Origin of the sequence: Anaerotardibacter muris, from assembly GCF_943192915.1 — a bacterium.
Taxonomy (GTDB): Bacteria; Actinomycetota; Coriobacteriia; order Coriobacteriales; family Eggerthellaceae; genus Anaerotardibacter; species Anaerotardibacter muris.
This window is the reverse complement of record NZ_CALPCD010000004.1, coordinates 86829-109968: the sequence shown is the minus strand read 5'-3', so window position 1 is coordinate 109968 and position 23140 is coordinate 86829. Positions and strand designations below refer to the sequence as shown.

The following is a 23140-nucleotide window of genomic DNA, read 5'->3' as shown; positions in this document are numbered from 1 at the left end:
GTCTCTTCGCATTGTAACAGGTGCGTTGCAGGTGTGGGAATGCGCGCGCGATGCGGTGTTCGAGCGTGGTAGACTGGTTGCACCGATGATGCCGCTTTTGCGGCTTTTCGTGTTGGTCTTTACGTGGCTGCAGGTGCACGGGAAGGAAATAGCATGCTCATCAATCTGTTGGCCGATACGCTCGAGCGCTCGGGGGCGCTGGAACATTTTTGGGGCAAGCTCGATGCGGGTCAGGACGCCACCATCGGCGTAGCTTCTTCGGCGCGTCCGTTCCTGGTGGCCGCGCGTTTTGCATTGCATCCGCAGCCTACCTTGGTGGTGGTGCCGGGCGAAGAGGGCGCAGAGACCTTCGCGCGCATGCTGGGTGCCTATATCGGTGAAGAGAATGTCTATCTTTACGAAGAGCTTTCCGAAAACCCCTTCACGCTCGTGCCGCTTGGCGGGGTGAAGGATTTCGAGAAGCGCGCACGTCAGAGCGCTCACCGTTTAGAGGCGCTGTGGGCGCTCCAGAGCGGTAAGCATTGTGTGGTGGTGGCATCGGCTCGTGCGCTCTTGCGCAAGGTGGTTCCTGCGGCTGAGAAGATCGCAGCTCCGCTGGTGCTGCGTGCGGGCGAAGAGTTGTCCGATCAGGGGATCCTTGGTGTTGAAGAATATGAGGACCTGGTCATCAAGCTTGTGGACATGGGGTATGAGAACACGGGTAAGTTGGCTGGGCCTGGTACGTTCAGTGCGCAAGGCGGAACCATCGATGTGTTCGCAGGCAATCTGGTGAATCCTGTTCGTCTGGATTTCTTCGGCGATGAACTGGAAGAGATCCGCAGCATCCTACCAGGTACTGGTCAGACCTTTTCATCGCGCGAGATGGTGGAGATATTCCCGGTGCGCGAATACGAGATAACGGGCCGAGGCGTAGGGCAGGCGCGAGCGCGGTTGGTGCCGCAATCGACCACTACGCCGATCTATCGCGACTTGATCGATGCGCTCGATAAGACCGAGCTCTATCAGCCGCAAGCGCTGCTGCCGTATCTGTATGAGGAAGCTGGTTCGGTAGGCGAGTATCTTGCTCCAGGGTCGTTGACAGTGGTGGTAGAGCCGCGCAGCTTGATCGACGATGCGCTTCATTACCGTGAAGAGCTGCTGAAGAAAGCCGATGCTTCGGTATTGCTGCTCGAAGAGATGTTCTTCACGCCACAGGAATTGAATTTCGGCGCGAACCAACGAGCCACCTATGTCTCGATCATGCGCGTTGGTGTGGAGCTCGATGATGAACTGGTGGTCAAGCGCGTGGATGTGGCGGGCGACCAGGATAAGCTCTTCGGAAAGTTGCTCTCGCTGACGCAAACAGGTTTCACGGTGGTGTTCTCGGTGCCGCATTTTCGTGCCCGCCAAGAGATGAAATTGGAATTGGTCGATCGAGGTATCCCGATCAAAGAGGAGCTCGATGTGCTCACCTCGGGGGATTTAGAGGCTCCTGGGGCGAGCGAAGCGGCTGGCAGCGATGTTGGGGATACTGGAGATGTTGGGCGTGGTACGCCTGAAGAGGATATCGCACCCAAGGATACGGCATCAGCTGTGAAGGAACCGCGCAAGCCGAAGCTTCAGCGCGGGCTAGTGAACATCGTCGATGTGGATATCCCTCTTGGCATGATCTTTCCTGCTGCTAAGTTGGCACTGGTCTCGCTCGCTGATACGCAGGGCAGCATGGCGGTTCGACGCGCTCGTCGCATCGATGTGACGGACGTGACGTTTCCCTATAAGCCCGGCGACTACGTCGTGCATGCTCATCATGGCGTGGCATTCTTCCGTGATCTGGTGCGTCGCGATGTTGGTGGCGTTGAGCGCGATTATCTGTTGCTGGAATATGCGGAAGGCGACAAGCTCTACGTGCCCGTCGAGCAGTTCGATCGCGTTACGCGCTACGTTGGTCCGGAAGGGTCGAGTCCGCGTCTGACGCGTTTGAACACGTCGGACTGGTCGCGCGCTATCGGGCGTGCGCGCAAAGCGACCAAGAAACTAGCCTTTGACCTGGTTGACGTGTATACGCGCCGCTCAGCAACGAAGGGCTATCAGTACAAGGAAGACACGCCGTGGCAGCATCAGATGGAAGAGGCATTCCCGTATCAGGAGACGCCTGACCAGCTGGCGGCCATTGCAGATGTGAAGACCGATATGCAGTCCATCCATCCTATGGACCGCCTGGTCTGTGGCGATGTGGGCTTCGGCAAGACCGAGGTGGCCTTGCGCGCGGCATTCAAAGCTACGCAGGACCACAAGCAGGTGATGGTGCTGTGTCCAACGACCATCTTGGCACAGCAGCATTACACCACCTTCAAAGAGCGCTTCGATCCCTTTGGGGTACGCGTAGAGGTGCTCTCGCGCTTTCGCACGCCCAAGCAGCAGAAGAAGACGCTCGAAGATTTCGCCAATGGGGAAGTGCAGGTGCTCATCGGTACGCATCGCTTGCTCTCGCGCGATGTGAATCCGAAGGACCTGGGGCTCGTGATCATCGACGAGGAGCAACGTTTCGGCGTGGGTCACAAGGAACAGCTGAAGAACATGCGTGAGTCCATCGATATCCTCACGCTTTCGGCGACGCCTATCCCGCGCACCATGCAGATGGGGCTTTCGGGCGTGCGCGACATGAGTCTGATCATGTCGCCGCCCGATGATCGCCGCCCGGTCGAGGTGCATGTGGGTGAGTGGGACCCTGACCTGGTGGCGGATGCGATCCGGCGCGAGCTCGACCGTAAGGGACAGGTCTACTACGTGAGCAATCGTGTGCGCTCGATCGATGAAGCGGTGAAGCGCGTGCGAGCAGCGGCGGGCGAGGCGCGCATCGGCGTGGCGCATGGCAAGATGTCCAAAGAAGAGCTCGAGATCGTGATGGAAGATTTCTCGGCGGGTCAGATCGATGTGCTGGTGGCCACGACTATCGTGGAAAGCGGCTTGGATAATCCGCATACGAATACGCTGATCATCGAAGATTCGCAGCGATTGGGCCTTGCGCAGATGTACCAGCTGAAGGGGCGCGTGGGGCGTTCGTCGACGCAGGCGTATGCGTACTTCCTGTTCCCCGATAACGTTCCGCTGACGGAAGAAGCGCGTGAGCGTTTGATCGCCATTGATGAGAATGCGGATCTGGGCAGCGGCATGCGCATCGCGATGAAGGACTTGGAGATTCGCGGCGCGGGCAGCATCCTGGGCGCCGAGCAGAGCGGCAACATGTCGGCGGTGGGCTTCGACCTGTACGCGCAGATGCTCGCGCAGGCGGTCACGCTCACGCGCGAGGGCGCGACCATCGCGGACAACTATCTGCCTGAAGCGCTTTCTGATATCGTCATCAACGTGCCTGATCACACGTATATTCCTGAAGAATACGTACCCGATGCCGATGAACGCGTGATGTTCTACCGCAAGTTGGCGAGTGCGGACAGCATTCCGATCGTCGATGAGCTGGCAGAAGAGATCGTGGCGAAGCACGGTGAGATGCCGCCTGCCACGGTGAATCAGTTCCAGAAGGCGCGCTTGAAGGCATTCGCAAGTGAGCACAACATCGAGTCGATCTCGGTTACGGGTGGTCGTTTGGTGGTCGAGCCTATCACGCTCACGAAGGCGCAGGCTTCGCAGATCCGCAAGAAGTCAGGCCGATACCTGGCTGACAAGAAGAAATTGATGGTGCCTATGCGCGTAGTAGGCCAAAGCGAAGACGGCACCACCCTAACCGCCGTCCAATCATTCCTGGAATCCCTCTACACCTAATTGGGGACGGGTTCAATTCTGTCCGGGACGAAAAGGGGGACAGGTTCAAAACGTCCAACAAACACCTTTGAACTAGATGTGATTCTGCTCGGGACAGAAAAGCGCTAGAGACAAAAAGAACGACCAAGGATTAGCCCTGGTCGTTCTTTTTTGCTCGTTATTGTCTGACAGGTGTTTCGCGAGCGCTTCAACGGTCTAGCTGCGGTGGGCAGTGCAGACGAATTGGGCGACGTTGGTGCCGAGTTCGTCGGCGATATCGACGGTGTAGAAGCCAACGCTACGGCCACCCTTGTTGGTGCTGCCGGTGGCGATGAGCTTCTGGCCTTTAGCAGGCGAGAAGAAACGGATGGTGCAGTCGATGGCGACGGTGGGCTTGTTGTCGAGATTCGAGATGACCGCCATAGTGAAGTCGGCCAGCGTGAACATAGCACCACCCATCACGGTGCCGTTCGCGTTCAGGTGGTTCGGCGTGATGGGCATTTCGCAGATGGCGTGATTAGCTCGGGCTTCTACGATCGAGCACTGGGCCTGAGCTGCATATTTGTCTTGTGCGAAGTATTCGCGGATCTCTTCCAAGCTGTTGGTTTCGTCTACCATGGTCGCTCCTTTTGAAGTTGAATCGATGGATCGAATGAGGGTTTCCCTCTTATTCGATTATAAACCTTGGCAAGTGTCACTAACCAAGAACCCTGCGAGGCCTGCCCCCAAACTGTCCGGGACAAAATGGGACCTGTCCCCGAAGTGTCCGGGTTATTCTGCTTCGGAGATCTCAGGGGATTCGGGGAGGAAGATGCGCGCGTCGGTTTCGTAGAGGTAGGCAGCGCCAGTGGGGCAGTAGAGGGCGCAGTTACCGCAGGCGATGCAGAGATGAGCGTCCACGGCGATGGTGCCAGCTTCGTCGACGGCGCGTGCGCCAGCGGGGCAGTGGGAGAAACAGGGTTCGTAGCAGTGTTCGCATAGGGCTTCATCCACAGCGGCGAAATAGCGGGGGATGTTGGGTGCGATATCAGGATGCGCTTCAACCGTGTTCGTGATGAGCTGTAGGCGAGGCCAGACCTTCTTCAGCGGTTGGTTGGCGCGTGACGGCACGTGATAATGATGGTGGCGATTCTTCGCATGGCCTTGTGCGCGCATGGCCTCTTTGCGTGCGTGAAAGCTGTTCAACGTATCGGAATTGCGCTTGCGGTGCTTGCCTGACGCGATATCCTCTACTTCATTGATGAGCGAAGTGGCGATCCCTCGGCGATGGTATTCATCTGAGGTGGCATCGAAGAAGCGCGTGAGCAGATCGGCTTTTTCGGGCAGGCGGTCTGCTTTGCCCATATGGATCTGCGTCCACTGCTCGCCAAGGTTCACCGCATGGGTGAAGAACGCGCGAGCATCGGGTCCAGCGGTGGGGCAATCCTCGCAGAGCGCAAAGTTGCAATAGATCTGGAGTTGCGGAGCAGCTTCGAGCGCTGCAGCCCAAAATTCGGGGGCAACTGCACCGATGCAGGGCAACACGATCACATTAGGGTGCACCTCGAAATCATCAGGGATCTGGTCGTAGCAAGTGAAGAAGACCGGCTCGCCATCAGCGGAAAGGCGCTCCACCTTCTCGAGCAGATCGTTCATGGTGATGCGCTCGGTCACGAAGGTGTCGCATATGCCACAGCAGAGCCCGCAGCGGGTGCAGAAATCGGTCTCGATCTGGGGGCGATTCTCTTCATCGAAGGAGATCGCACCATAAGGGCACACATAGGTGCAGCGATCGCAGGTGCTACCCGCAAGACGCGTACAGAATCCTGGCAGTACGGTGATAGGGAAGCGTGGATCTTCTTGCCGAGCTTCAGTTTCGCTCGCGCGGTTCTCCCTGGATGAGCTTGGAGCAGTCTTAGGAATAGCCGTGGATAGCCCAGAGCCACTCTTAGTAGCACTTGAACCAGCAGCGAACGCTTCGAGCGCCGCAGCGTTGATAGGTATGCTCTTATCGTCGCTCATGAACCCCCTGGTCAAAAAGAAAATGGGACACTTTGGTGACGGAGGCAAAAGTGTCCCATGTCGTGCGGGTCTAGGCGCCGAAGACCTCGGCGAGGGTGTAGTCGATGCGGGCGAGCACGTCATCGCGGTCCATCAGCTCGATGCTCTCGAACAGTGGCGGGGAAACCTGCGAACCGGTGACCGCTACGCGAACAGGCTGGAATACCAGCTTGGCCTTCAGGTCGAGTTTCTCGGTAAGTTCGCGCACCTTATCCTGCAGCGGGTCGCATTCCCAGGGGATGGACTCGTCAGCCAGGATCTCGCGCACTTCGCGCAATACCTCATCGGCGCGGCAACCTTCCTTGAGCAGGTTCTTTTGCACGGATTTCTCGTCGAGCGTGACGTTGGGGCCGTCGAAGATGAAGGCGAGCTTTTCGGGCGCTTCGGTCAGGCGCTTCATGCGTTCAGCGACCAGCGGATAGAGCTTCTCGAACCATGCGCGATTCTGTTCGATGTCTTCCGCGGTGCACAGGCCAGCTTCGATGAGGAATGGTGCCACGGCATCGACCCACGCGGATGCGCCCATGTTCTGGATGTAGATACCGTTCATCCAGTCAAGCTTTTCCTCGTCAAGGATCGCGTCCTTCTTCGTGATGCGGTCAAGCGAGAAGTTCTTGGTGAGCGTATCGCGGTCGATGATGGTGGTCTCGCCGTCGAGCGACCAGCCCAGCAGCGCCAGGAAGTTGATGAGCGTGTCGGGCAGATAACCCATTTCCTTGTACTGCTCAACTGACGTGGCGTTGCGGCGCTTGGAGAGCTTGCGGCCGTCGGGGCCCAAGATCATGGAGAGGTGGGCGAATTCGGGCACGTCGTAGCCGAGCGCTTCGTAGATGAGTACCTGGCGCGGCGTGTTGGAGAGGTGGTCGTCGCCGCGGATGACATGCGTGATGCCCATGTTGGCATCGTCGCAGACCACTGCGAAGTTGTAGGTAGGGGTGCCATCGGAGCGCACCAAGATCATGTCATCCATCACGTCGATGGGGAAGCTCATGGGACCATAGACCGCGTCATCGAATTCGACTGGGCCGTGATCCAGCGGCACCTTCAGGCGCCAAACATGGGGTTCACCTGCGTCGATGCGCACCTGTGCTTCCTCAGGGGAAAGCGAGCGGCAGGTGCGGTCGTAGCCAGAATAGCCGCCTTCGGTGGCTTCGGCTGCAGCGCGCTTGGCATCAAGCTCTTCTTTGGTGCAGAAGCATGGATAGACCATGTCGCGCTCTTTGAGCACTTCGAGCGCAGCTGCATACGTATCGAAGCGTTCGGTCTGCAGGTAGGGGCCGAAATCGCCGCCGACCTCAGGGCCTTCATCCCAATCAAGGCCGAGCCACTTCATGGCGCGCAGGATGATCTGCTTGTTCTCTTCGGTGGAGCGCTCGGGATCGGTGTCTTCGATGCGCAGGATGAACGTGCTGTTATTTGCTCGAGCAAACGCCCAGTTATAGATTGCAGTGCGTGCGCCGCCGATGTGCAGCTCACCCGTGGGCGAGGGGGCGAAACGGACGCGTACAGGTTTTTCAGCTGAGGTCATTGCGATCCTTTCAGGTGTCGCTTTCAGTGTTCGAAGTGCTTGTATTTTACAACGGCGCGCTCTCGCGCAGGCGTGCGGTCGGGCGGGAGGGGGCTATCGTTTCACGAAGCGCCCGATAAGGCATACCACAAGACACGCAAGGATGCTGATGAACACCCATACCACGCCCATGCCCATCCAGAATGCTTCAGGGAAGAGCGTGATGAGCAATGAATCGGCGGGGAATATCCAAGTGCCGTTCGCGAAGAAGAGCCCATGAAGCGCGGTGAATAGCGAATCGAAATCAACGAAAGCCCAGATACCAAGCGCGGCGATCGTAGCGATGACCACCAACGGCGTGACGAACAAGACCCAGCCTGCAAGCTTGCGGCGGCGGCGGATGATGAGCAGCACTACGCCCAAGAGGGCGAAGACCAAGCTCAAGATGATGGCGATGCGTGATGTGACGAAGATGGGGATGCAATCTTGCAAATGATCGACCGCGCTCGCAGGGAGCGTATAGACCGAGATGACGTTCCCAATGCCAAGGCCTCCTGCGAAGAGGTTGCCGCCAACATTCTGGTTCGCGCCATCGAGTTCGCCGCCGCGATTGAGCGATGCACTGATCTCGGGGTAGTGCTCGGCCAGCGCGCCAGCAACGGCATCTTCGAGCGCTTGACGCCCCGTGTCCTCGATGGAAAAAGAACGGACCGCTTCGGCAAGCTCTTCCATGGTCTCTTGAGGGTAAGTGGCATCGTTCCAACCCGAGAAGTTGTCTCCTAAAAGCTGCGTGGTCTGCGGCAGCATGCACGCGACCAGGCCCGAACCGAAGAGGCCGAACGCGAGCAGCAATGCCGTCAGAGCGGCGATGACTATGTCGAGCGAGCGCTTGACCAAGCTAAGCCCTATCGAGCACGCGAATGGTGGCTGCGGTGATGCCTTTGTGCTCCTTGCTGATGGCAGGTAGTGGCCCTAAGCGCGAGAATACGCCTGTGAAGGTGCCGTTGAACAAGTACAGTCCGCTGATGTTGTTGTAGGGCACTCCCTTGATGGGCTCACCAGGAACAGGTTCTTCCATGAAGCCATGCTCTACGAGCCAGGGGATATCCGAATCTGGTGGGAGCGTGAGGGTCTTGAATGGCGTGATATAGCGCTGCACCAAGAAAGGCGCGCCAGCTGCACCGTTAGCATAGCGATCGATCAGGTGGTCCCACTCGCTTTGGCTGCAAGCGATGCCCGCATACACATCCCGAGCTCCGTAGCTATCGGTAGGTTTGATGATCCAAGCATCCTTGTTCGCACGAACAGCCTCAAGATCGCAGTCGTCATCGGCAAGGAAGTACGTTGCAGGGACCTGACTTTCGATGAAAGCGTTCTCCTCTTCGGTAAGGAAGGCTTTGGTCAGGGGGTTTCGCAGCGCTTCGAAGATCTGCTTGTCGTGGATGATATGACCAGAAAATGCTCCGATCAGCGCCACGGCTCCTTCGCGCACGGCATTGATGAGGTCTTGGGATTCATCCCAGTGCTCGATCACGTCATTGGTCACGCTCCGGCGCCAGATGGCGTTGATCACGCGCCCTTCGCTATCGCACAGGTCGGTACCATCGAAATACAGATCGCGTACGTCGGCTACAACGCATTCATAACCTGCAGCTTTGAAGTAATCGCTGAAGATGCGGAATTCGTCGACCACGCCTACATCCAGGTAGTCACAGATAGCGAAGCGGGGGTTGTCCACCTTGTGGTCGAAGGTGTTGTAGATGCGGATGAATTCCTGCACCCAGGTTTCGAACAATTCACAGGAAGCGAGCGTGTGCTGTTCGGCGAAGCTACGGAAGGTGGCGCTCTGCTCGATGGAGTGAACGATCTCGCGATCTTCGTTCAGACCAGCTGAGCCATCACCGTTGATCTCGCAAAAGGCGCTCTCGAGCGTATTCTCATCGAGGAAGATATCCAGACGCGCAAAGGGAAGCACCGCGTCGTAACCGCGCGGGAGCAGCGCAAGCTCTACCAAACGTGGGTCGTAGTCGAAGATCTGGCGATAGTCCTCGTCGCTGCGGTACCGTTCGATCACCTTACAGAGGATGGTATGGGTGGTCTCGGCCACATAGCGAAAACGCTCCCAGACCACATCATTGTAGAGGCGTGGTACGAAGGTCGAGCCTACCACACGATGATGAACGATGGCGCTCGAAGCGTCCATATACGCTTGAGCAGCCGCGCGCCCTTCCGCATCGCCATCTAGGGCGTTCATCGTATCGAAGTATTCTTGAGTGAGCTTATCGTCGCTTAGCATGCGAACCCTTTCTTGTCAGGCGAACCACAACAGAACTTTCGTTATCTCAAGATGCTGCTGACCTGGTCTGCAGCTTGAAGACCGTTCGTCTGCGCGTTCCTCTTGAACATGGTAACCCAAGGAAGACAGGCGAAGCAGTTTCGTCGGGTAACTTCACAGGGAATTCTCTATGGCTAGAAACGCATCGAAAACCGAGAGCTGCCTGTAAGGACCCGTGAAAAAGTGGCATAATACTAGGTTATACGTTTGCGAAAGGCAGGTGCAAGAGCGCCCGCAACAAGAGAAGAGGAGGGGTTTGTGAAAGCAACTGACACTATCAAAAGGGCAGCGCTCAACAAGTTAGTGAACTACCTTCTTGATGATCCAGAGACGAACATCAACAAGATCATGGATGCTCTTGATAAATTGGTCCCAAATGCTCTGTTCACCGAACAGCGTGCGGCATTCCGCAACTCGATCGAGTCAAAGAACAATTGGTATCAACTTATTATGAAGCTCATGGACCTTAATCCTGAGGTGCGCGATGAACTGCTCAGGACATTCATCGTGGATGCGAATATCCTTGCATGGGGAACGCAAGAGCAGAATCGCACCAAGTACGACTGCAATATCCCGTGGGCCATCTTGCTCGACCCCACCAGTGCTTGTAACTTGCATTGCACGGGCTGCTGGGCGGCAGACTATGGTCATGCGCTCAACTTGTCCTATGACGATATCGATTCCATCATCAAGCAGGGCAAAGAACTGGGCGTGCATGTTTACATCTACACAGGTGGCGAGCCGCTGGTGCGCAAGAAGGACCTGATCAAGCTCTGCGAAGCTCATCCTGATTGTGCGTTTTTGTGCTTCACGAATGCCACGCTGATCGATGAGGAGTTCTGCCAGGAGATCATCCGTGTGAAGAATTTCGTACCCGCGATCTCTGCTGAAGGTGACGAAGCCGCGACCGATTCTCGCCGTGGTGAAGGCACCTATCAGAAGGTCGATGAAGCCATGGATCTTCTGCGCAAGCATAAGCTGCCCTTCGGTGTTTCCATCTGCTATACCTCAGAGAATTCCGCGAGCGTCACGCAGGAGGAATACTTCGATTGGTTGATCGACAAGGGCGCACTGTTCGCATGGATCTTCACCTATATGCCGGTGGGCAAGGATGCTCCCACCAGCCTGATGCCAACGCCTGAACAGCGTGAGAAGCTCTATCTGTTCGTTGACAAGATGCGTCAGACCAAACCCCTGTTCACGCTCGATTTCCAGCATGACGGCGAATACGTGGGTGGCTGCATCGCGGGTGGCCGTCGCTACCTGCATATCAATGCGGCGGGCGATGTGGAGCCATGTGTGTTCATCCATTATTCGAATGCGAACATCCACGATATGTCGCTGCTCGATTGCCTGCGTTCGCCCATCTTCATGCAGTACTATCATGAGCAGCCCTTCAACGACAACTACATGCGTCCCTGCCCGATGCTCGAGAATCCTGAGTGCTTGGAGTACATGGTCGCTGAATCGGGCGCGCATTCTACCGATCTGGTGGCGCAAGAGAGCGCTGAAGAATTATGTGCGAAGACGAAGCCTGCTGCTGAAGCTTGGGCTCCTGTAGCTGAGCGCCTCTGGACTGACGAGCATGGCCCGCGTACGGCGAACCGCGAACGCGATAACATCGGCATGGCAGAGACCGACATTGCGAAGTTCAAGCAGATCGGGCGTACCATCCATGGTGCATGGGACCCCGACCGCGATCTTCGATCGGTAGTTGCCCAGAAGACGGAAACCCCTGTTCAAGAGTAGGAAGCGCAAGACCAACATGGCGAATTCGTTCATCTTCACCTCGGAATCGGTTACCGAAGGTCACCCTGATAAGATCTGCGATCAGATCTCAGATGCTATCTTGGACGCGATCTTGGAAAAGGAGATCGCGCTAGCGGCTGACGGCTACATTTCTCCTTCGGGAGCGCCAGCCGACCCCACTGCGGTACGTTGCGCCTGTGAGACCGTGGCTACTACGGGCATGGTGCTGGTCACCGGCGAGATTCGCACTCAGGCTTATGTCGATGTGCCTTCGATCGTGCGCGATGTGGTCAATGATATCGGCTACAACCGTGCGAAGTTCGGCTTCGATGCTACTACCTGCGGCGTTTTGAATGCGATCCATGAACAGTCGCCCGATATCGCGATGGGCGTCGATCAGTCCTATGAGGCTCAGCATGGCGAAACCGAAGGCGACGCGCTCTCAGAGATCGGTGCGGGCGACCAGGGCATGATGTTCGGTTATGCCTGCAATGAGACGAAAGAGCTCATGCCGCTACCTATACATGCGGCTCATCGTTTGTCCGAGCGTTTGACGCGTGTGCGCAAGGAAGGCGTGCTACCGTACTTGCGTCCCGATGGGAAGACCCAGGTCAGCGTGCGTTACGAAGACGGCAAGCCAGTAGCTATCGACAAGATCGTCGTTTCCACGCAGCATTCTGAAGATGTTGAGACTGAGCAACTTCGTCGTGATGTGGTGGAGCAGGTGATCGACCCGGTCTTCGACGAACTGGGAATCTCTTATGAGGGTGCTGAGCTGTTCATCAATCCTACGGGACGATTCGTAGTGGGTGGCCCTATGGGCGATGCTGGCCTGACCGGCCGTAAGATCATCGTGGACACGTATGGCGGCATGGGTCGTCATGGTGGCGGCGCGTTCTCAGGTAAGGACTGCACGAAGGTGGACCGTTCAGGTGCCTATGCTGCACGCTGGGTGGCAAAGAACGTAGTGGCAGCTGGTTTGGCTGATCGCTGCGAGGTCCAGATCGCGTATGCCATCGGTGTTGCCCATCCCGTTTCAGTGATGGTCGATACGTTCGGCACGAACCATGTTCCTCAGGAAGAGATCGAGGCGGCGGTCGCTCAGGTGTTCGATCTGCGCCCAGCTGCCATCATCGAGGCGCTCGATCTGCGTCGTCCGATCTATCGCAAGACTGCAGCTTATGGACACTTTGGTCGTGAATTGCCCGAGTTTACCTGGGAACAGACCAATAAGGTCGAAGATTTGAAGGCAGCGTGTCCTTCGCTTTCGTAGCTGCGGAACGTACGCGTTGCGGTATATACTAGGGGCACCATGTATGCCTCAGTGATCCTGGACATCCCTACACAAGCGCTTGATAGTGCTTATACCTATGCGCTCACGCCCGAGACCGCTCATGTGCGGGTCGGTTGTGCGGTGCTCGTGCCCTTTGGCGGCCGACCTGCGGTCGGTTATGTGGTGAGCCTTACCGACGAAACGCCTGCGAATGTTGCGCGCGTGAAGCAGGTGGAGTCGGTCCTTTCCGATTCTTATTTCGACGAAGCTGGCGCTCAGTTGGCTTTCTATCTTTCCGATCGTTATATCGCGCCGCTCTCTTCGTGCGTGCGCTTACTGCTTCCACCAGGGGCAACGCCGAAGATGAAGCGCGTGGCTGGTTCGTGGGAGGTGCTCTACCCGAAGGTCCAACAGGTCGATGAGCGATGGGCGGTGCGTCTGCCTGCAGCCGACCAGTACGAACCACGACGCAGCGCCGTGAAGCAGATCGCCATCCTAGAGGCTCTCAAACAGGGTGATCTGCGCGTTGCAGAGCTCACAGCAGAATACGGTTCGGTCTCTTCGGTGTTGAAGGCGCTCGAATCGAAGGGTGTCGTAGCTATCGAAGAGCGCAGGCGTGTGCGCGGGAATGCGCAGATCAGCCCCGCATTCGCCAAGCGCATCCATGAGCGACCCGAGCTCACTTCTGCCCAACGTGATGCGCTCGAGCTCATCGGTAGTGCACAGCAACGAGCTGATGGGGAAGTGATCGTGCTCGATGGCGTGACTGGCTCTGGCAAGACCGAAGTGTTTCTGTGCGCCATCGAAGAGGAGCTGAAGCGGGGGCGCAATGCCATCGTGTTAGTGCCTGAGATATCGCTCACGCCGCAGACGGTCGCGCGTTTTCGAGGCCGCTTCGGCGACACAGTGGCGGTGCTGCATTCGCGCATGAGCCCTGGTGAGCGCTTCGACCAGTGGGATCTTATCCATTCGGGCGCGATCCGCGTGGTAGTGGGAGCGCGGAGCGCATTGTTCGCTCCGCTTGCGAATGTGGGCATGATCATCGTCGATGAGGAACACGAAGGTAGCTACAAACAGGATCAATCGCCACGTTATGTGACGCGCGATGTGGCGGAATGGATCGCCAAGCGCAACGGGGCAACGCTCATTCTGGGGTCGGCCACACCTTCCATCGAGGCGCTCTATCGAGTCGAGTCTGACAAGGATTGGCACTTGGCAGTGATGGGGGAGCGTGCGAATGGCAAGCCGTTGCCATCCATCCAAGTGGTGGATATGGCTCGTGAATTCGGCGGTGGCAATCGCAAGATGTTCTCGAAAGCATTGCAGGCGGCGCTCAACGAAACGCTGGATAAGAACGAAAAGGCCGTGCTGCTACTGAATCAACGCGGGTTCGCTCAGTTCTTGCTCTGTCGCGATTGCGGTTACGTGCCTGAATGCGATTCGTGCTCAACCTCGCTCACGTTCCATGAAGAGGGCAACAGGCTGGTGTGCCATCATTGCGGGCAAGAGCAGCCTGCCCCAGCGGTTTGCCCTGAATGCGGTTCACCTTATCTGAAACGCTTCGGCGCAGGAACCCAGCGTGTGGAGGCGGAATTACGCGCGTTCTTGCAGGATCGCGAACGCCCCGTAGAGATCGTGCGCATGGATGCTGATACAACGGCCCACAAGGGCGATCATCAGCGTCTGCTCGAGCAGTTCGCGAAGGCTGAAGCAGCGGTGCTCTTGGGCACTCAGATGATCGCGAAGGGCCTGGACTTCGATGACGTTACGCTGGTGGGCGTGATCAATGCGGACACCATGCTGCATCTTCCTGATTTTCGCAGTTCAGAGCGCACGTTCGATCTGATCGAACAGGTGGCTGGTCGTTCGGGTCGTGCCGATCTTCCTGGTAAGGTGATCGTGCAGACCTATAGTGCTCAGGAAGTTGCGGTCAGGTCGGCCGCGCGCTATGATCGCGAAGGTTTTCTCGAGCATGAGCTCAAGATGCGCAAGGATGCGAATTATCCACCATATGTGCGCTTGGCGAATGTGCTCATTTGGGGAGAGCGCGAATCCGAAGTGATCGGAGTGGCGCAGAAGCTGTTCTTCGATTTGATGCAACTTGCTGAAGAGCAGGGACTCCAAGGGGTTCAGGTCTATCCTCCAACGCCGTGCGTCCTTTCACGGCTGAAGAAGAACTATCGTTATCATATCCTGATAAAAGCCCAGCCTGAATGCGATATCTCTGCATTCTGTCGCGAGTATTTCCGCACCCGCAAGCCCGATAAGACCGTCAACGTCTCCATCGACATCGACCCTGTGAGCGTTTTGTAGCTTTTGACCGAAGGCCGAGGGCTATTGCGCAAGCAGAATGTCTGGTACTTAGGCGAAGAGATCGGTCGAGAAGTAGCGCTCGCCCGTGTCGGGGAGGATGGTGACGACCGTTTTACCAGGGCCAAGATGCGTGGCAAGACGACGGGCAACCGCAACGTTCGTGCCCGAAGAGATACCGCACAGGATGCCTTCCTTCTGAGCAAGTTCGCGGCTCGTTTCGATGGCTTCTTCGTCGCTCACCAGGCAGATCTGATCGTAAATGTCATTATCGAAGATAGCAGGGATAAGGCCATCGCCGATACCCTGCTGCATGTGCGAGCCGATAGGACCACCTGAAAGGATCGCGGCCTTGTCGGGTTCGGCCACCCAGATGACCAGATCGGGATAGGCCTCACGCAAGATCTTGCCAACGCCAGAGATGGTGCCTCCTGTGCCGAAGCCTGAGCAAAACCCATCGATGGGCGTATCGATATCGCTGAGGATCTCTTGTGCGGTGGTAGTGGTGTGAGCAAGAAGGTTGTCGGGGTTTTCGAACTGCTGGGGAATGTAGACATTGGGGTCGCTTGCCTCCATCTCTTCTGCAAGAGCAATGCAGCGTTCGATGCACTCTCCGATATCGCCTTCATCGTGAACCAAGATGACCTCAGCGCCATATTGCGCGACCAGTTTGTGTCGCTCTGCCGAGACAGAGTCGGGCATGATGAGACGCGCCTGATAGCCTTTTACGGCGCAGACCAGCGCAAGTCCGATGCCTTGGTTGCCGCTGGTCGGCTCTACGATGATGGAGTCTTTGGTAAGGACGCCACGCTCTTCAGCGCCTTTGATCATCTGCAGCGCAGTGCGCGTTTTGATCGAGCCACCTACGTTCAAGCCCTCGTATTTCACCACGATGCGAGCCTGATCGGGCGTTGTCATGGTATTGAGTTCGATCAGCGGCGTGTTGCCAACATAATCCAAGATCGTGTGATAGACCATAGGGCTTCCTTCAGGAGCTAGTGGTGCGATTTCGTTCTTCACATCATAGCCGATTTGTCTTTGGTTTCTGGCTACACTTCGCTTTGGAAGCGCTTTAGCTTGGGGAACTCTGCTGCCAGCGTGTGTCGATGTTTGGGAGGATCTATTGCCAGCGTGCGCCTGACGGCATCGTTGCATTCTGGCCTGTCCCCATTCTGTCCCGGACAAAATGGGACCTGTCCCCAATGTGTCTGGGTGAAGACTTCCCGCTTGCGCGAAACGTGAAGTGGGTCATGCGGCATTAGGGGATAATGGGAAGGCAATGGAGATCCTCGATCAAATAGACGCTTTCGTATGGGGTCCAGCAATGATCGTATTGCTGCTGGGTTCGCATCTGTTCCTTACTTTCCGCACGCGCTTCATCCAGCGAAAGCTCCCTGAAGCTATCAAACTTTCGTTCAAGAAGAACGACGGCGAAGGCGACATCTCTCCTTTTGGCGCTCTTGCAACAGCGTTGGCGGCAACGATCGGCACTGGTTCGATCGTTGGTGTGGCTACCGCCATCCTGGCTGGTGGTCCTGGTGCGATCTTCTGGATGTGGCTCACGGGCGTGTTCGGCATAGCGACCAAGTATTCCGAGGTGTTCGTGGCGATCAAGTATCGCGTGAAGGACCATAACGGCAACATGCTCGGCGGTGCGATGTATGCCTGGCAGCGCGGCTTCATGAAGAACGGCAAGACCCCCTGGTATGCGCGTTTGGGTGCCGTGGCTTTCGCGCTATTTGCGGCCATCGCAGCCATCGGCACGGGGTCCGCCGTGCAAGCATCAGCTATGACGGGCATCCTCACCTCGAGTGGCATCGAGCTAGAGTCTTGGATCATCGGACTGGTCATCGTCATCTTGGTGGCAGTGGTCATCTTCGGCGGCGTGCGCATCATATCTGATGTGTGCGAGCGTCTTGTACCGGTGATGGCTATCGGTTATACGCTCGGGTGTTTGATCATATTGATATTGAACTGGGCGTATCTCTGGGATGCGATCGTGCTCATCTTCGAGTGCGCATTCACGGCGAAGGCTGCTTTTGGCGGCGCGGTGGGATCGGGCATCATGGTGGCGCTCCAGTTCGGTTGCGCACGCGGTCTGTTCTCCAATGAATCGGGCCTGGGTTCGGCTCCCATCATCGCGGCAGCTGCGAAGACCAAGAACCCTGCTGAGCAGGCACTCATCGCCATGACGGGCACATTCTGGTCCACGGTGGTCATCTGTGCGCTCACGGGAATCGTATTGGTCTCCACCATGCTTGCATATCCGAGCATCCAAGAGCAGATCTTAGTGGATCCTTCGATCTTCTCGGGCGCACAATTGGCAAGTCTGGCGTTCTCTCAGATTCCCTTCATCGGCACGCCGCTTCTGGTGCTGGGCATGGTGGCATTCTCTTATTCCACCATCCTAGGTTGGTCGTATTACGGTAGCCGTTGTATCACGTACCTGTTCGGCAAGCATGCGATCAGGCCTTATCAGGTGGTCTATGTGGCGGCAGCGTTCTTGGGAACGCTCGGTATCGGTGATATGGTGTGGACCATTTCCGATATCGGCAATGCTTTGATGGCTATTCCGAACATCATCATGGTGCTCTTGCTATCAGGACTCATTGCGCGCGAGACGAAGTATTATGTCTACGATGGCAATATCGATGTTGAGGACGAGGTTCCTATCCCAACGGTCGAATCCAAGTGACTTTCGACTAATTCATGGAGCACTTCGGCATGAGAACGGCGTTTCTTCGTGGCGGTGCCGATAAGAACGACCGAATCGTATTCGCCATATCGCTCGATGAAGTCATTGATGGCATTGCGCTCTTCCATTTCCTTTTGGTACTCCGCAAAGTATTCTTCCCAGGTGAGTTGGTGGTCGAGATACTTCGCAAGCGTAGTGGTGGCGGGGGAGAATTCGACATCATGAGCATAGTTCGCGTTCAAGATGCGATGCGTGAAGTACTCGATGTCGTGTAATTTCGTGAAGCCTGCAAGCTGGTTGGTGTTCTTCAGGCGGATATCCACTACCATGTCCACATGCCAAGCCTCGAGTTGTTCGAAGAATTCTTGTGCGCTGGTTTCGTAGGCGCTGATAACGTTGAGCTTCATCGCGTGCTCCTTCAAATGCGATTTGCGCTTCATGGTCGAAGCGCCTTACTCTTCATAGTAGTGAATCTGCGCAGATTAGGTGTCTACAGCCTCGAATCAATACCGAAATGTTGAGATGAACTCAAAGCGATAGTGATAGTTCCTCGTATTCGATATCGTATTTGGTCTTAAGCATCGAGAAAAATTCTGCAGGATTCAGGACGGGTACTGGTGAATCGACGAACCCGTGTAGGTCGCGGGTGATAAGGTAGTCTGCTTTGATGCGCTCGGCACACCTTGCGATAAGAAAATCTTCCAAGTCGGGCCAGGTCGACATAAGAGCGTCTTCAACATCAGCAGCCTCAAACGTAGCAATCTGAAGAAAATCCAGGCTCTTAGCCATCTTTTCGCGAACTTTTTGCACGGGATGTATTCTTCCGAGGATATATTCGATGTCGGAAAATGATTGAGCACTTGCCCATAATTCAGCATCTCCAAAAAAGTCGACAATACGAAGCTTATTCGCTTCTTTGCAGAACGGTTCGCGCTGCGCAAAGTAGTCAATAAGGATATTAGTATCAAGAAAGATTTTCATAGGACTCTCTCAATGCGTCAGCCAATAAGTCGTCGTACGTGGTGTTCTCGAAATATGATTCGGGGGTAGGGAGGGTGGTTTCCTTGATGCTGTTCATGAGACTGGACAGTGCAGCTCGAGAAAACTTACGTTTGCCAGGGCGCGGAGCTTCGATAGCAGAGGGCAATTGTCGCGTTTTGAGGAAGAACTCGTAAGCGCTATTGATCAGCTCGGTCGGAGACGACCCCGCTTTGCGCAATTCTTTGTTCACCTGATCTCTGAGTTCAACGGGAACTCGAGCTGATACCATTGGGTCCATACATACTCCTGTCATACCGTATGACAATCTTAACATAGGAATTGATACTTGAGAGCTTCAAGCAACAGGTTGTTGCTTGATGTGGGCTAGGGGATTTGCGAGAATGAAAGCGTATTGTCGAGGGATGGTTTGCATGGTGGAGATCGATGTCAATAGCTGGATGCGTGAACTGCGGGCGAAGCTTGTAGATGCGTTCGGGAATCGCTTGGTGCTTGTGGGAATCCAGGGGAGCCGCGCACGCGGGGAAGAACGTGAGACCAGCGATATTGATTCGGTCGTGGTTATCGAGGAACTTACGGCAAAAGATATCGAAGTCTTTCGTGGCGTCGTTGGAACAATGCCCCATGCGGAACTTGCCTGCGGTTTCATTGGTTCACCCGAGGTGTTGGCTGCTTGGCCGCGCTACGATGTGTTCAACCTCGTAAATGATACGCGCGTCCTTCAGGGGTCGTTCGATTTCATGAATACGAACTTCACGACCAACGATGCGCTGCTTTCAGCAAAAGCGGGTGCTTCGGAGATCTATCACACGCTTTGTCATACTCTGGCGTTCGAATCTGAAACGCTCGAGGCGGTGGTCGAAGCGTGCGTGAAAAATACGTTCTTCGTCATGCGTGCGCTCGTGTTTGCGCGAAGTGGTGAATACCTCGTGAGTCGCGCGCGGATGCGCTCATTCGCCAGCGACCAGGAGCTTGTTTTCTTAGATGCGTATGACGCAGATGAAGCGCTCGATGCTGCTGCACTCGCAAACGTCCTGATCGAGTGGGCGCAAGTCGTTATCACGCAGACATAAGCCCAGCTGATCCTAATTACACACGTTAATTCAGCTTCTTCTTGCGGGTGCGCCAGTCGGGCATGACGCGGTCCATCAGGGCGTGGAACCCAGGGCCGTGGTTCGCTTCCAAAAAATGGCACAATTCGTGTACGACCACGTATTCCAGGCACTCAGGAGGATAGAGCGCCAGACGAATGTTGAAGCAGAGCCGCCCTGTTTCTGGCTGACAGCTGCCCCAGCGACTTTTCATGTTGCGATAATCGATCTTCTTCGGGTGAACGCCTAGGATGGGCGCCCACTGCTCAACAAGTGGTGGCACGCAGGCTTTCACCACGGCACGCCAGGCCTCGATCTCTTCCTTGCTCGCGGATTGCGCATGCGCGGCAGGGGAGGCGGCGATCCGTGCTCGTTGGACACGTATCCAGTCGATGCGCGAGGCAGCGAAGCGCTCCAGTTCAGCGTTCGTCACATGGTACGGAGCCGACATGCATACCTCGCCTCCAGGCGACTTCACCTTCAGGCGCACGGTCTTCATGCGTTTGCGCACGATCGAGATAGGGATCCCTTCAACATGGAGCGTAGTTTCTTTCATGTTCTTAGTATGCCAAGCGCACGTACAAAAGAAAAGCAGCACCCGTGATGGATGCCGCTCAAGAAGATCGAACGCGTACAGGGCTGCACAGGGCAATTTATTGTACGGGTGGGTTGTTGCCAGGGTCACCTGCAGGTGCTTGATCCCTGTTCGAAACAAGCAGCAAGATGCCCGAGACCAGGTTCACGAAGATGAGCGTGCAAACACCGAAGGCAGTGGTGTTGGGGCGCTTGCCCTTGTAGAGGCTCCAGCTGTAGATGGTCATCGGCACCATCCATGCCAATGGGAGGATGGCCCATGCAGCACATACGCACGAGACGATGTTCAAGATGAAAGCGATAAGGCGCAGCGTGCGATCTTGGCTGGTCATAGGGTAGATCTGTTCAGCATCGAACGTTTGGTAGTTCATATTGGATGTGGCAGAAGTGGCATAGGGTGCAGCGCCCTGAGTTGCACCTTGAGTCCCGGTATTCGCACCAGTCGGGGCTGACGTACCAGCTGACGCGGTATCAGCGCTCGCACCTGCTTGTGCAGCGCCAGGAGCAGCGGTATAGTCGCTGGTCCATTGGGTTCCATCCCAGTAACGCAAGCGAGTCGTATCGCCCTCTGGATCGGGATACCATCCTGCAACTGCTGCCATATGCTTCTCCTTTTGCTTGTGAGCGACCACTTCGTGTCGCGATTTGCGTGTCTTCGGTGAGTGTTGAATAGGATACCCCATCCTTGGCGTAAAATGAGAACAGCCCACCAAATTGTCACCTGGTGGTGCCGCTTCCCTGCGAGGAAGCTTCGACCTCGACGAAGAAGGACCTCACACACGTGGAGACCAACTACGTTAACCCGCACCAGCCCCTGAAGTTCGTTGACGAAAGTCGTATCGATGGGATCGACTATGCAGATCCTACGCTCGAGCCAGTGGTCTCGGTGGTAGTGCCCATATTCAATGCAAGCTATACGCTCGATGAAGCGCTAGCCAGCCTTGAGGTGCAAACTATGGACAACATCGAGATCATCTGCGTCGACGATGCGTCAACGGATCGTTCGCGCGCCATCATCGATGCGCATGCTTCCCGCGATGGGCGCTACGTGGTCGTTTCCCATGCACGCAATTGCGGCTATGGTGCGTCCATGAACGATGGCATTGCCGCAGCTCGCGGCCAGTGGATCGCCATTCTCGAGCCTGATGATTATGTGCTCCCCGATATGTATGAGAAGCTGCTTGCCACGCCTGCTGAAGTCGACGCGACCGATGTCGAGATCATCAAGTCTCCCTACATTCGCGAGATCCGTGAAGATGGCGTGCGCCGCGGCGATGTGGCGAAGACGCATCTGAACTGTCGCTATCGTGGGCTCATAGAGCCCTCATGGCAACCATTCTCCATGAAGGATCCAGGTGTTACCCATTTGCTGCGCCATCATCCTTCGATCTGGTCGGCGCTCTACAGCACGACATTCCTCGCTGAATATGGGCTGCGTTTCGTGGAATATCCTGGCAGCGGCTGGGCCGACAATGAATTCTTCTATGACACGCTGCTGCGTGCTCGCCGTATCGTCTATCGCGATGAGCCATTCTATGTCTATCGCGAAGAGACACCCGCTGAATTTGATTCGTTCGCACGCGATCGCAAGCTCTTGCGGTTCGAACGCTGGCAATCGATGGCCGACATCATCGAAGAACTTGGCATCGATGATGAGGTGATCCGCGCGAGCCATGTATCGAAAGGCTTTACCTATCTAGGCGAACAGATCTCTACATGGGGTGAAGACGACCCTGAGGTGCGTCAGGCCATGGAGAAGATGTTCGCGCGCATGGATCCTCGCTTGGTGGAGAAGGAGCGCCGCGTTTCCCCGCATCTGAAGAAGCTCTATTTCGAGGCGCGTGGTATCCCGCATCGCAGCGCTGGCGATCGCCCCCGCTATTATCGAGCGCTGGCTAAGGAATTCGTGCACACGCTCCGGAGCAACGGTATACGCTATACTGCCGACCAGGTGAAACAAACGATCAAGCGCCACTAGCGCCAAGGAATTTCGTGAACGAGCAACGCTATCAGGCTATCAGCCGCCCCTTCCAAGAAAACCCCAACGCCGCCCTATGGTTGATCTGGGCGAACAAGGCTCTTACGGTGGTTGGCTACGTGGCTTACCCCGTGCTGCTCATTGCTGTTGCGCTTGCTGGTGCATGGATGGATCTGGTTAAGTTCGTCGTCGTACCTGCGCTCGCTTTCGCGCTGTTGAGCGTGTTCCGTGCGCGCTATAACGCCCCGCGTCCTTATGAAGTGCTTGCCATCGAACCCATCATCCACAAGGACACGATAGGGAAGTCTTTCCCCAGCAGGCACACCTTCTCTATGATGATGATCGCTTGTTCTTGGCTGGCGTGGTTCGCTCCGGTAGGTATAGCATTGATCATCTGCGCGTGCGTTATGGGAGCTCTCCGCGTGATCGGTGGGGTGCATTTCCCTCGTGACGTGGTAGCAGGCGCGCTCTTCGCAGTAGTTTGCGCATCGATCGGCTATTGCATCATTCCCTGGTAGGGCGCCTTCTGAGTTCACGCGATGATGACCTGCATTCGTGAAACCTGTGTATGGTGCTGCGTCCTTACCCTGCGGCCGTAGCGCCTCATGGTCTTCACCGAAAGGGGCGAAAATACCCCCTTTTGAGATGGGGTGCTTTTTTATATAATAGTTCGATGTCTTATAAACCCTAAGACGCATTTCATTGGTAAACGAAGGGACTAAGTGTGGCTAAAACCTCTTCAAAAGCTAGTAAGAAAACTACCGTAGAGGCCGAAGAAGGCACAGCAACGAAGAAGGAAACCAAGAAGTCCAAGACAACCGCCAAGAAAGC

19 protein-coding genes are annotated in these 23140 nt (G+C 56.1%); 8 read left to right on the top strand and 11 right to left on the bottom strand.

What is annotated here, in order from left to right:
• The first annotated feature begins 153 nt into the window (after window positions 1–153).
• Window positions 154–3759 carry a transcription-repair coupling factor gene (gene mfd, locus NFR25_RS04730; protein WP_251198101.1) on the top strand — a complete coding sequence of 1202 codons (3606 nt, stop codon included), beginning with the start codon at window positions 154–156 and terminating at the stop codon, window positions 3757–3759.
• Window positions 3760–3954: 195 nt separating this feature from the next.
• On the opposite strand, the gene NFR25_RS04725 is transcribed toward mfd, so the two are convergent.
• The 5 genes from NFR25_RS04725 to NFR25_RS04705 form a co-directional block, all read right to left on the bottom strand.
• Complete coding sequence (locus NFR25_RS04725) at window positions 3955–4356, bottom strand: PaaI family thioesterase (protein ID WP_251198100.1); 402 nt, start codon at window positions 4354–4356, stop codon at window positions 3955–3957.
• A 153-nt stretch (window positions 4357–4509) separates the two neighbouring features.
• A complete protein-coding gene (locus NFR25_RS04720) occupies window positions 4510–5739 on the bottom strand; it encodes a 4Fe-4S binding protein (RefSeq protein WP_251198099.1) in 1230 nt (409 codons plus the stop codon).
• Window positions 5740–5809: 70 nt separating this feature from the next.
• The gene (gene gltX / locus NFR25_RS04715; RefSeq protein ID WP_251198098.1) at window positions 5810–7306 is read right to left on the bottom strand and encodes a glutamate--tRNA ligase; all 1497 of its coding nucleotides are present in this window, start codon (window positions 7304–7306) and stop codon (window positions 5810–5812) included.
• Window positions 7307–7399: 93 nt separating this feature from the next.
• On the bottom strand, window positions 7400–8182 hold the full coding sequence (locus tag NFR25_RS04710; protein WP_251198097.1) for a lipoprotein intramolecular transacylase Lit: 783 nt from the start codon (window positions 8180–8182) through the stop codon (window positions 7400–7402).
• 1 nt (window position 8183) lies between these two features.
• Complete coding sequence (locus tag NFR25_RS04705) at window positions 8184–9581, bottom strand: ATP-grasp domain-containing protein (RefSeq protein WP_251198096.1); 1398 nt, start codon at window positions 9579–9581, stop codon at window positions 8184–8186.
• Between the two features lie 297 nt (window positions 9582–9878).
• On the opposite strand from NFR25_RS04705, the gene NFR25_RS04700 reads away from it, so the two are divergent.
• From NFR25_RS04700 to priA, 3 genes are read left to right on the top strand one after another with little or no spacing between them, the layout of a single operon-like run.
• The gene (locus NFR25_RS04700; RefSeq protein WP_251198095.1) at window positions 9879–11369 is read left to right on the top strand and encodes a radical SAM protein; all 1491 of its coding nucleotides are present in this window, start codon (window positions 9879–9881) and stop codon (window positions 11367–11369) included.
• A 16-nt stretch (window positions 11370–11385) separates the two neighbouring features.
• The gene (gene metK, locus NFR25_RS04695) at window positions 11386–12642 is read left to right on the top strand and encodes a methionine adenosyltransferase (RefSeq protein ID WP_251198094.1); all 1257 of its coding nucleotides are present in this window, start codon (window positions 11386–11388) and stop codon (window positions 12640–12642) included.
• A gap of 39 nt (window positions 12643–12681) precedes the next feature.
• Window positions 12682–14955, top strand: coding sequence for a replication restart helicase PriA (gene priA, locus NFR25_RS04690; RefSeq protein ID WP_251198093.1), 2274 nt, complete (start codon window positions 12682–12684; stop codon window positions 14953–14955).
• Window positions 14956–15003: 48 nt separating this feature from the next.
• Here priA and cysK read toward each other — a convergent pair whose 3' ends face one another.
• Window positions 15004–15930: a cysteine synthase A gene (gene cysK, locus NFR25_RS04685; RefSeq protein ID WP_251198092.1), complete on the bottom strand. Its 927-nt coding sequence runs from the start codon at window positions 15928–15930 to the stop codon at window positions 15004–15006.
• A gap of 301 nt (window positions 15931–16231) precedes the next feature.
• Here cysK and NFR25_RS04680 point away from each other — a divergent pair, with 301 nt between their 5' ends.
• The gene (locus NFR25_RS04680) at window positions 16232–17647 is read left to right on the top strand and encodes an alanine/glycine:cation symporter family protein (protein WP_251198091.1); all 1416 of its coding nucleotides are present in this window, start codon (window positions 16232–16234) and stop codon (window positions 17645–17647) included.
• On the opposite strand, the gene NFR25_RS04675 is transcribed toward NFR25_RS04680, so the two are convergent.
• The 3 genes from NFR25_RS04675 to NFR25_RS04665 form a co-directional block, all read right to left on the bottom strand.
• Window positions 17587–18054, bottom strand: coding sequence for a DUF488 domain-containing protein (locus tag NFR25_RS04675; protein ID WP_251198090.1), 468 nt, complete (start codon window positions 18052–18054; stop codon window positions 17587–17589). The genes NFR25_RS04680 and NFR25_RS04675 overlap by 61 nt on opposite strands.
• Before the next feature lie 121 nt (window positions 18055–18175).
• The gene (locus tag NFR25_RS04670; RefSeq protein WP_251198089.1) at window positions 18176–18628 is read right to left on the bottom strand and encodes a PIN domain-containing protein; all 453 of its coding nucleotides are present in this window, start codon (window positions 18626–18628) and stop codon (window positions 18176–18178) included.
• Entirely contained in the window at window positions 18612–18926 is a 315-nt protein-coding gene (locus NFR25_RS04665) for a hypothetical protein (RefSeq protein WP_251198088.1), read from the bottom strand. Before NFR25_RS04665 ends, NFR25_RS04670 begins: the two co-directional genes overlap by 17 nt.
• 133 nt (window positions 18927–19059) lie before the next feature.
• On the opposite strand from NFR25_RS04665, the gene NFR25_RS04660 reads away from it, so the two are divergent.
• Window positions 19060–19719: a nucleotidyltransferase domain-containing protein gene (locus NFR25_RS04660; RefSeq protein WP_251198087.1), complete on the top strand. Its 660-nt coding sequence runs from the start codon at window positions 19060–19062 to the stop codon at window positions 19717–19719.
• Window positions 19720–19744: 25 nt separating this feature from the next.
• On the opposite strand, the gene NFR25_RS04655 is transcribed toward NFR25_RS04660, so the two are convergent.
• Complete coding sequence (locus NFR25_RS04655; protein WP_251198086.1) at window positions 19745–20293, bottom strand: M48 family metallopeptidase; 549 nt, start codon at window positions 20291–20293, stop codon at window positions 19745–19747.
• 97 nt (window positions 20294–20390) lie between these two features.
• Window positions 20391–20933, bottom strand: coding sequence for a DUF2510 domain-containing protein (locus tag NFR25_RS04650; protein WP_251198085.1), 543 nt, complete (start codon window positions 20931–20933; stop codon window positions 20391–20393).
• A gap of 179 nt (window positions 20934–21112) precedes the next feature.
• Between NFR25_RS04650 and NFR25_RS04645 the strand changes: the two genes are divergently transcribed.
• Both NFR25_RS04645 and NFR25_RS04640 read left to right on the top strand, forming a co-directional pair.
• Complete coding sequence (locus NFR25_RS04645) at window positions 21113–22309, top strand: glycosyltransferase (RefSeq protein ID WP_251198084.1); 1197 nt, start codon at window positions 21113–21115, stop codon at window positions 22307–22309.
• Window positions 22310–22323: 14 nt separating this feature from the next.
• Complete coding sequence (locus tag NFR25_RS04640; RefSeq protein WP_251198083.1) at window positions 22324–22827, top strand: phosphatase PAP2 family protein; 504 nt, start codon at window positions 22324–22326, stop codon at window positions 22825–22827.
• Window positions 22828–23140 lie beyond the last annotated feature (313 nt).

Excerpts from the sequence above, each read along its gene's own strand:
- NFR25_RS04670 (WP_251198089.1), bottom strand. The coding sequence starts at position 18,628 with ATGAAAATCTTTCTTGATACTAATATCCTTATTGACTACTTTGCGCAG.
- NFR25_RS04675 (WP_251198090.1), bottom strand. The coding sequence starts at position 18,054 with ATGAAGCTCAACGTTATCAGCGCCTACGAAACCAGCGCACAAGAATTC.
- gltX (WP_251198098.1), bottom strand. The coding sequence starts at position 7,306 with ATGACCTCAGCTGAAAAACCTGTACGCGTCCGTTTCGCCCCCTCGCCC.
- metK (WP_251198094.1), top strand. The coding sequence starts at position 11,386 with ATGGCGAATTCGTTCATCTTCACCTCGGAATCGGTTACCGAAGGTCAC.
- NFR25_RS04660 (WP_251198087.1), top strand. The coding sequence starts at position 19,060 with ATGGTGGAGATCGATGTCAATAGCTGGATGCGTGAACTGCGGGCGAAG.
- NFR25_RS04655 (WP_251198086.1), bottom strand. The coding sequence starts at position 20,293 with ATGAAAGAAACTACGCTCCATGTTGAAGGGATCCCTATCTCGATCGTG.
- NFR25_RS04665 (WP_251198088.1), bottom strand. The coding sequence starts at position 18,926 with ATGGACCCAATGGTATCAGCTCGAGTTCCCGTTGAACTCAGAGATCAG.
- NFR25_RS04650 (WP_251198085.1), bottom strand. The coding sequence starts at position 20,933 with ATGGCAGCAGTTGCAGGATGGTATCCCGATCCAGAGGGCGATACGACT.
- NFR25_RS04720 (WP_251198099.1), bottom strand. The coding sequence starts at position 5,739 with ATGAGCGACGATAAGAGCATACCTATCAACGCTGCGGCGCTCGAAGCG.
- NFR25_RS04725 (WP_251198100.1), bottom strand. The coding sequence starts at position 4,356 with ATGGTAGACGAAACCAACAGCTTGGAAGAGATCCGCGAATACTTCGCA.
- priA (WP_251198093.1), top strand. The coding sequence starts at position 12,682 with ATGTATGCCTCAGTGATCCTGGACATCCCTACACAAGCGCTTGATAGT.
- mfd (WP_251198101.1), top strand. The coding sequence starts at position 154 with ATGCTCATCAATCTGTTGGCCGATACGCTCGAGCGCTCGGGGGCGCTG.
- NFR25_RS04705 (WP_251198096.1), bottom strand. The coding sequence starts at position 9,581 with ATGCTAAGCGACGATAAGCTCACTCAAGAATACTTCGATACGATGAAC.
- NFR25_RS04680 (WP_251198091.1), top strand. The coding sequence starts at position 16,232 with ATGGAGATCCTCGATCAAATAGACGCTTTCGTATGGGGTCCAGCAATG.
- cysK (WP_251198092.1), bottom strand. The coding sequence starts at position 15,930 with ATGGTCTATCACACGATCTTGGATTATGTTGGCAACACGCCGCTGATC.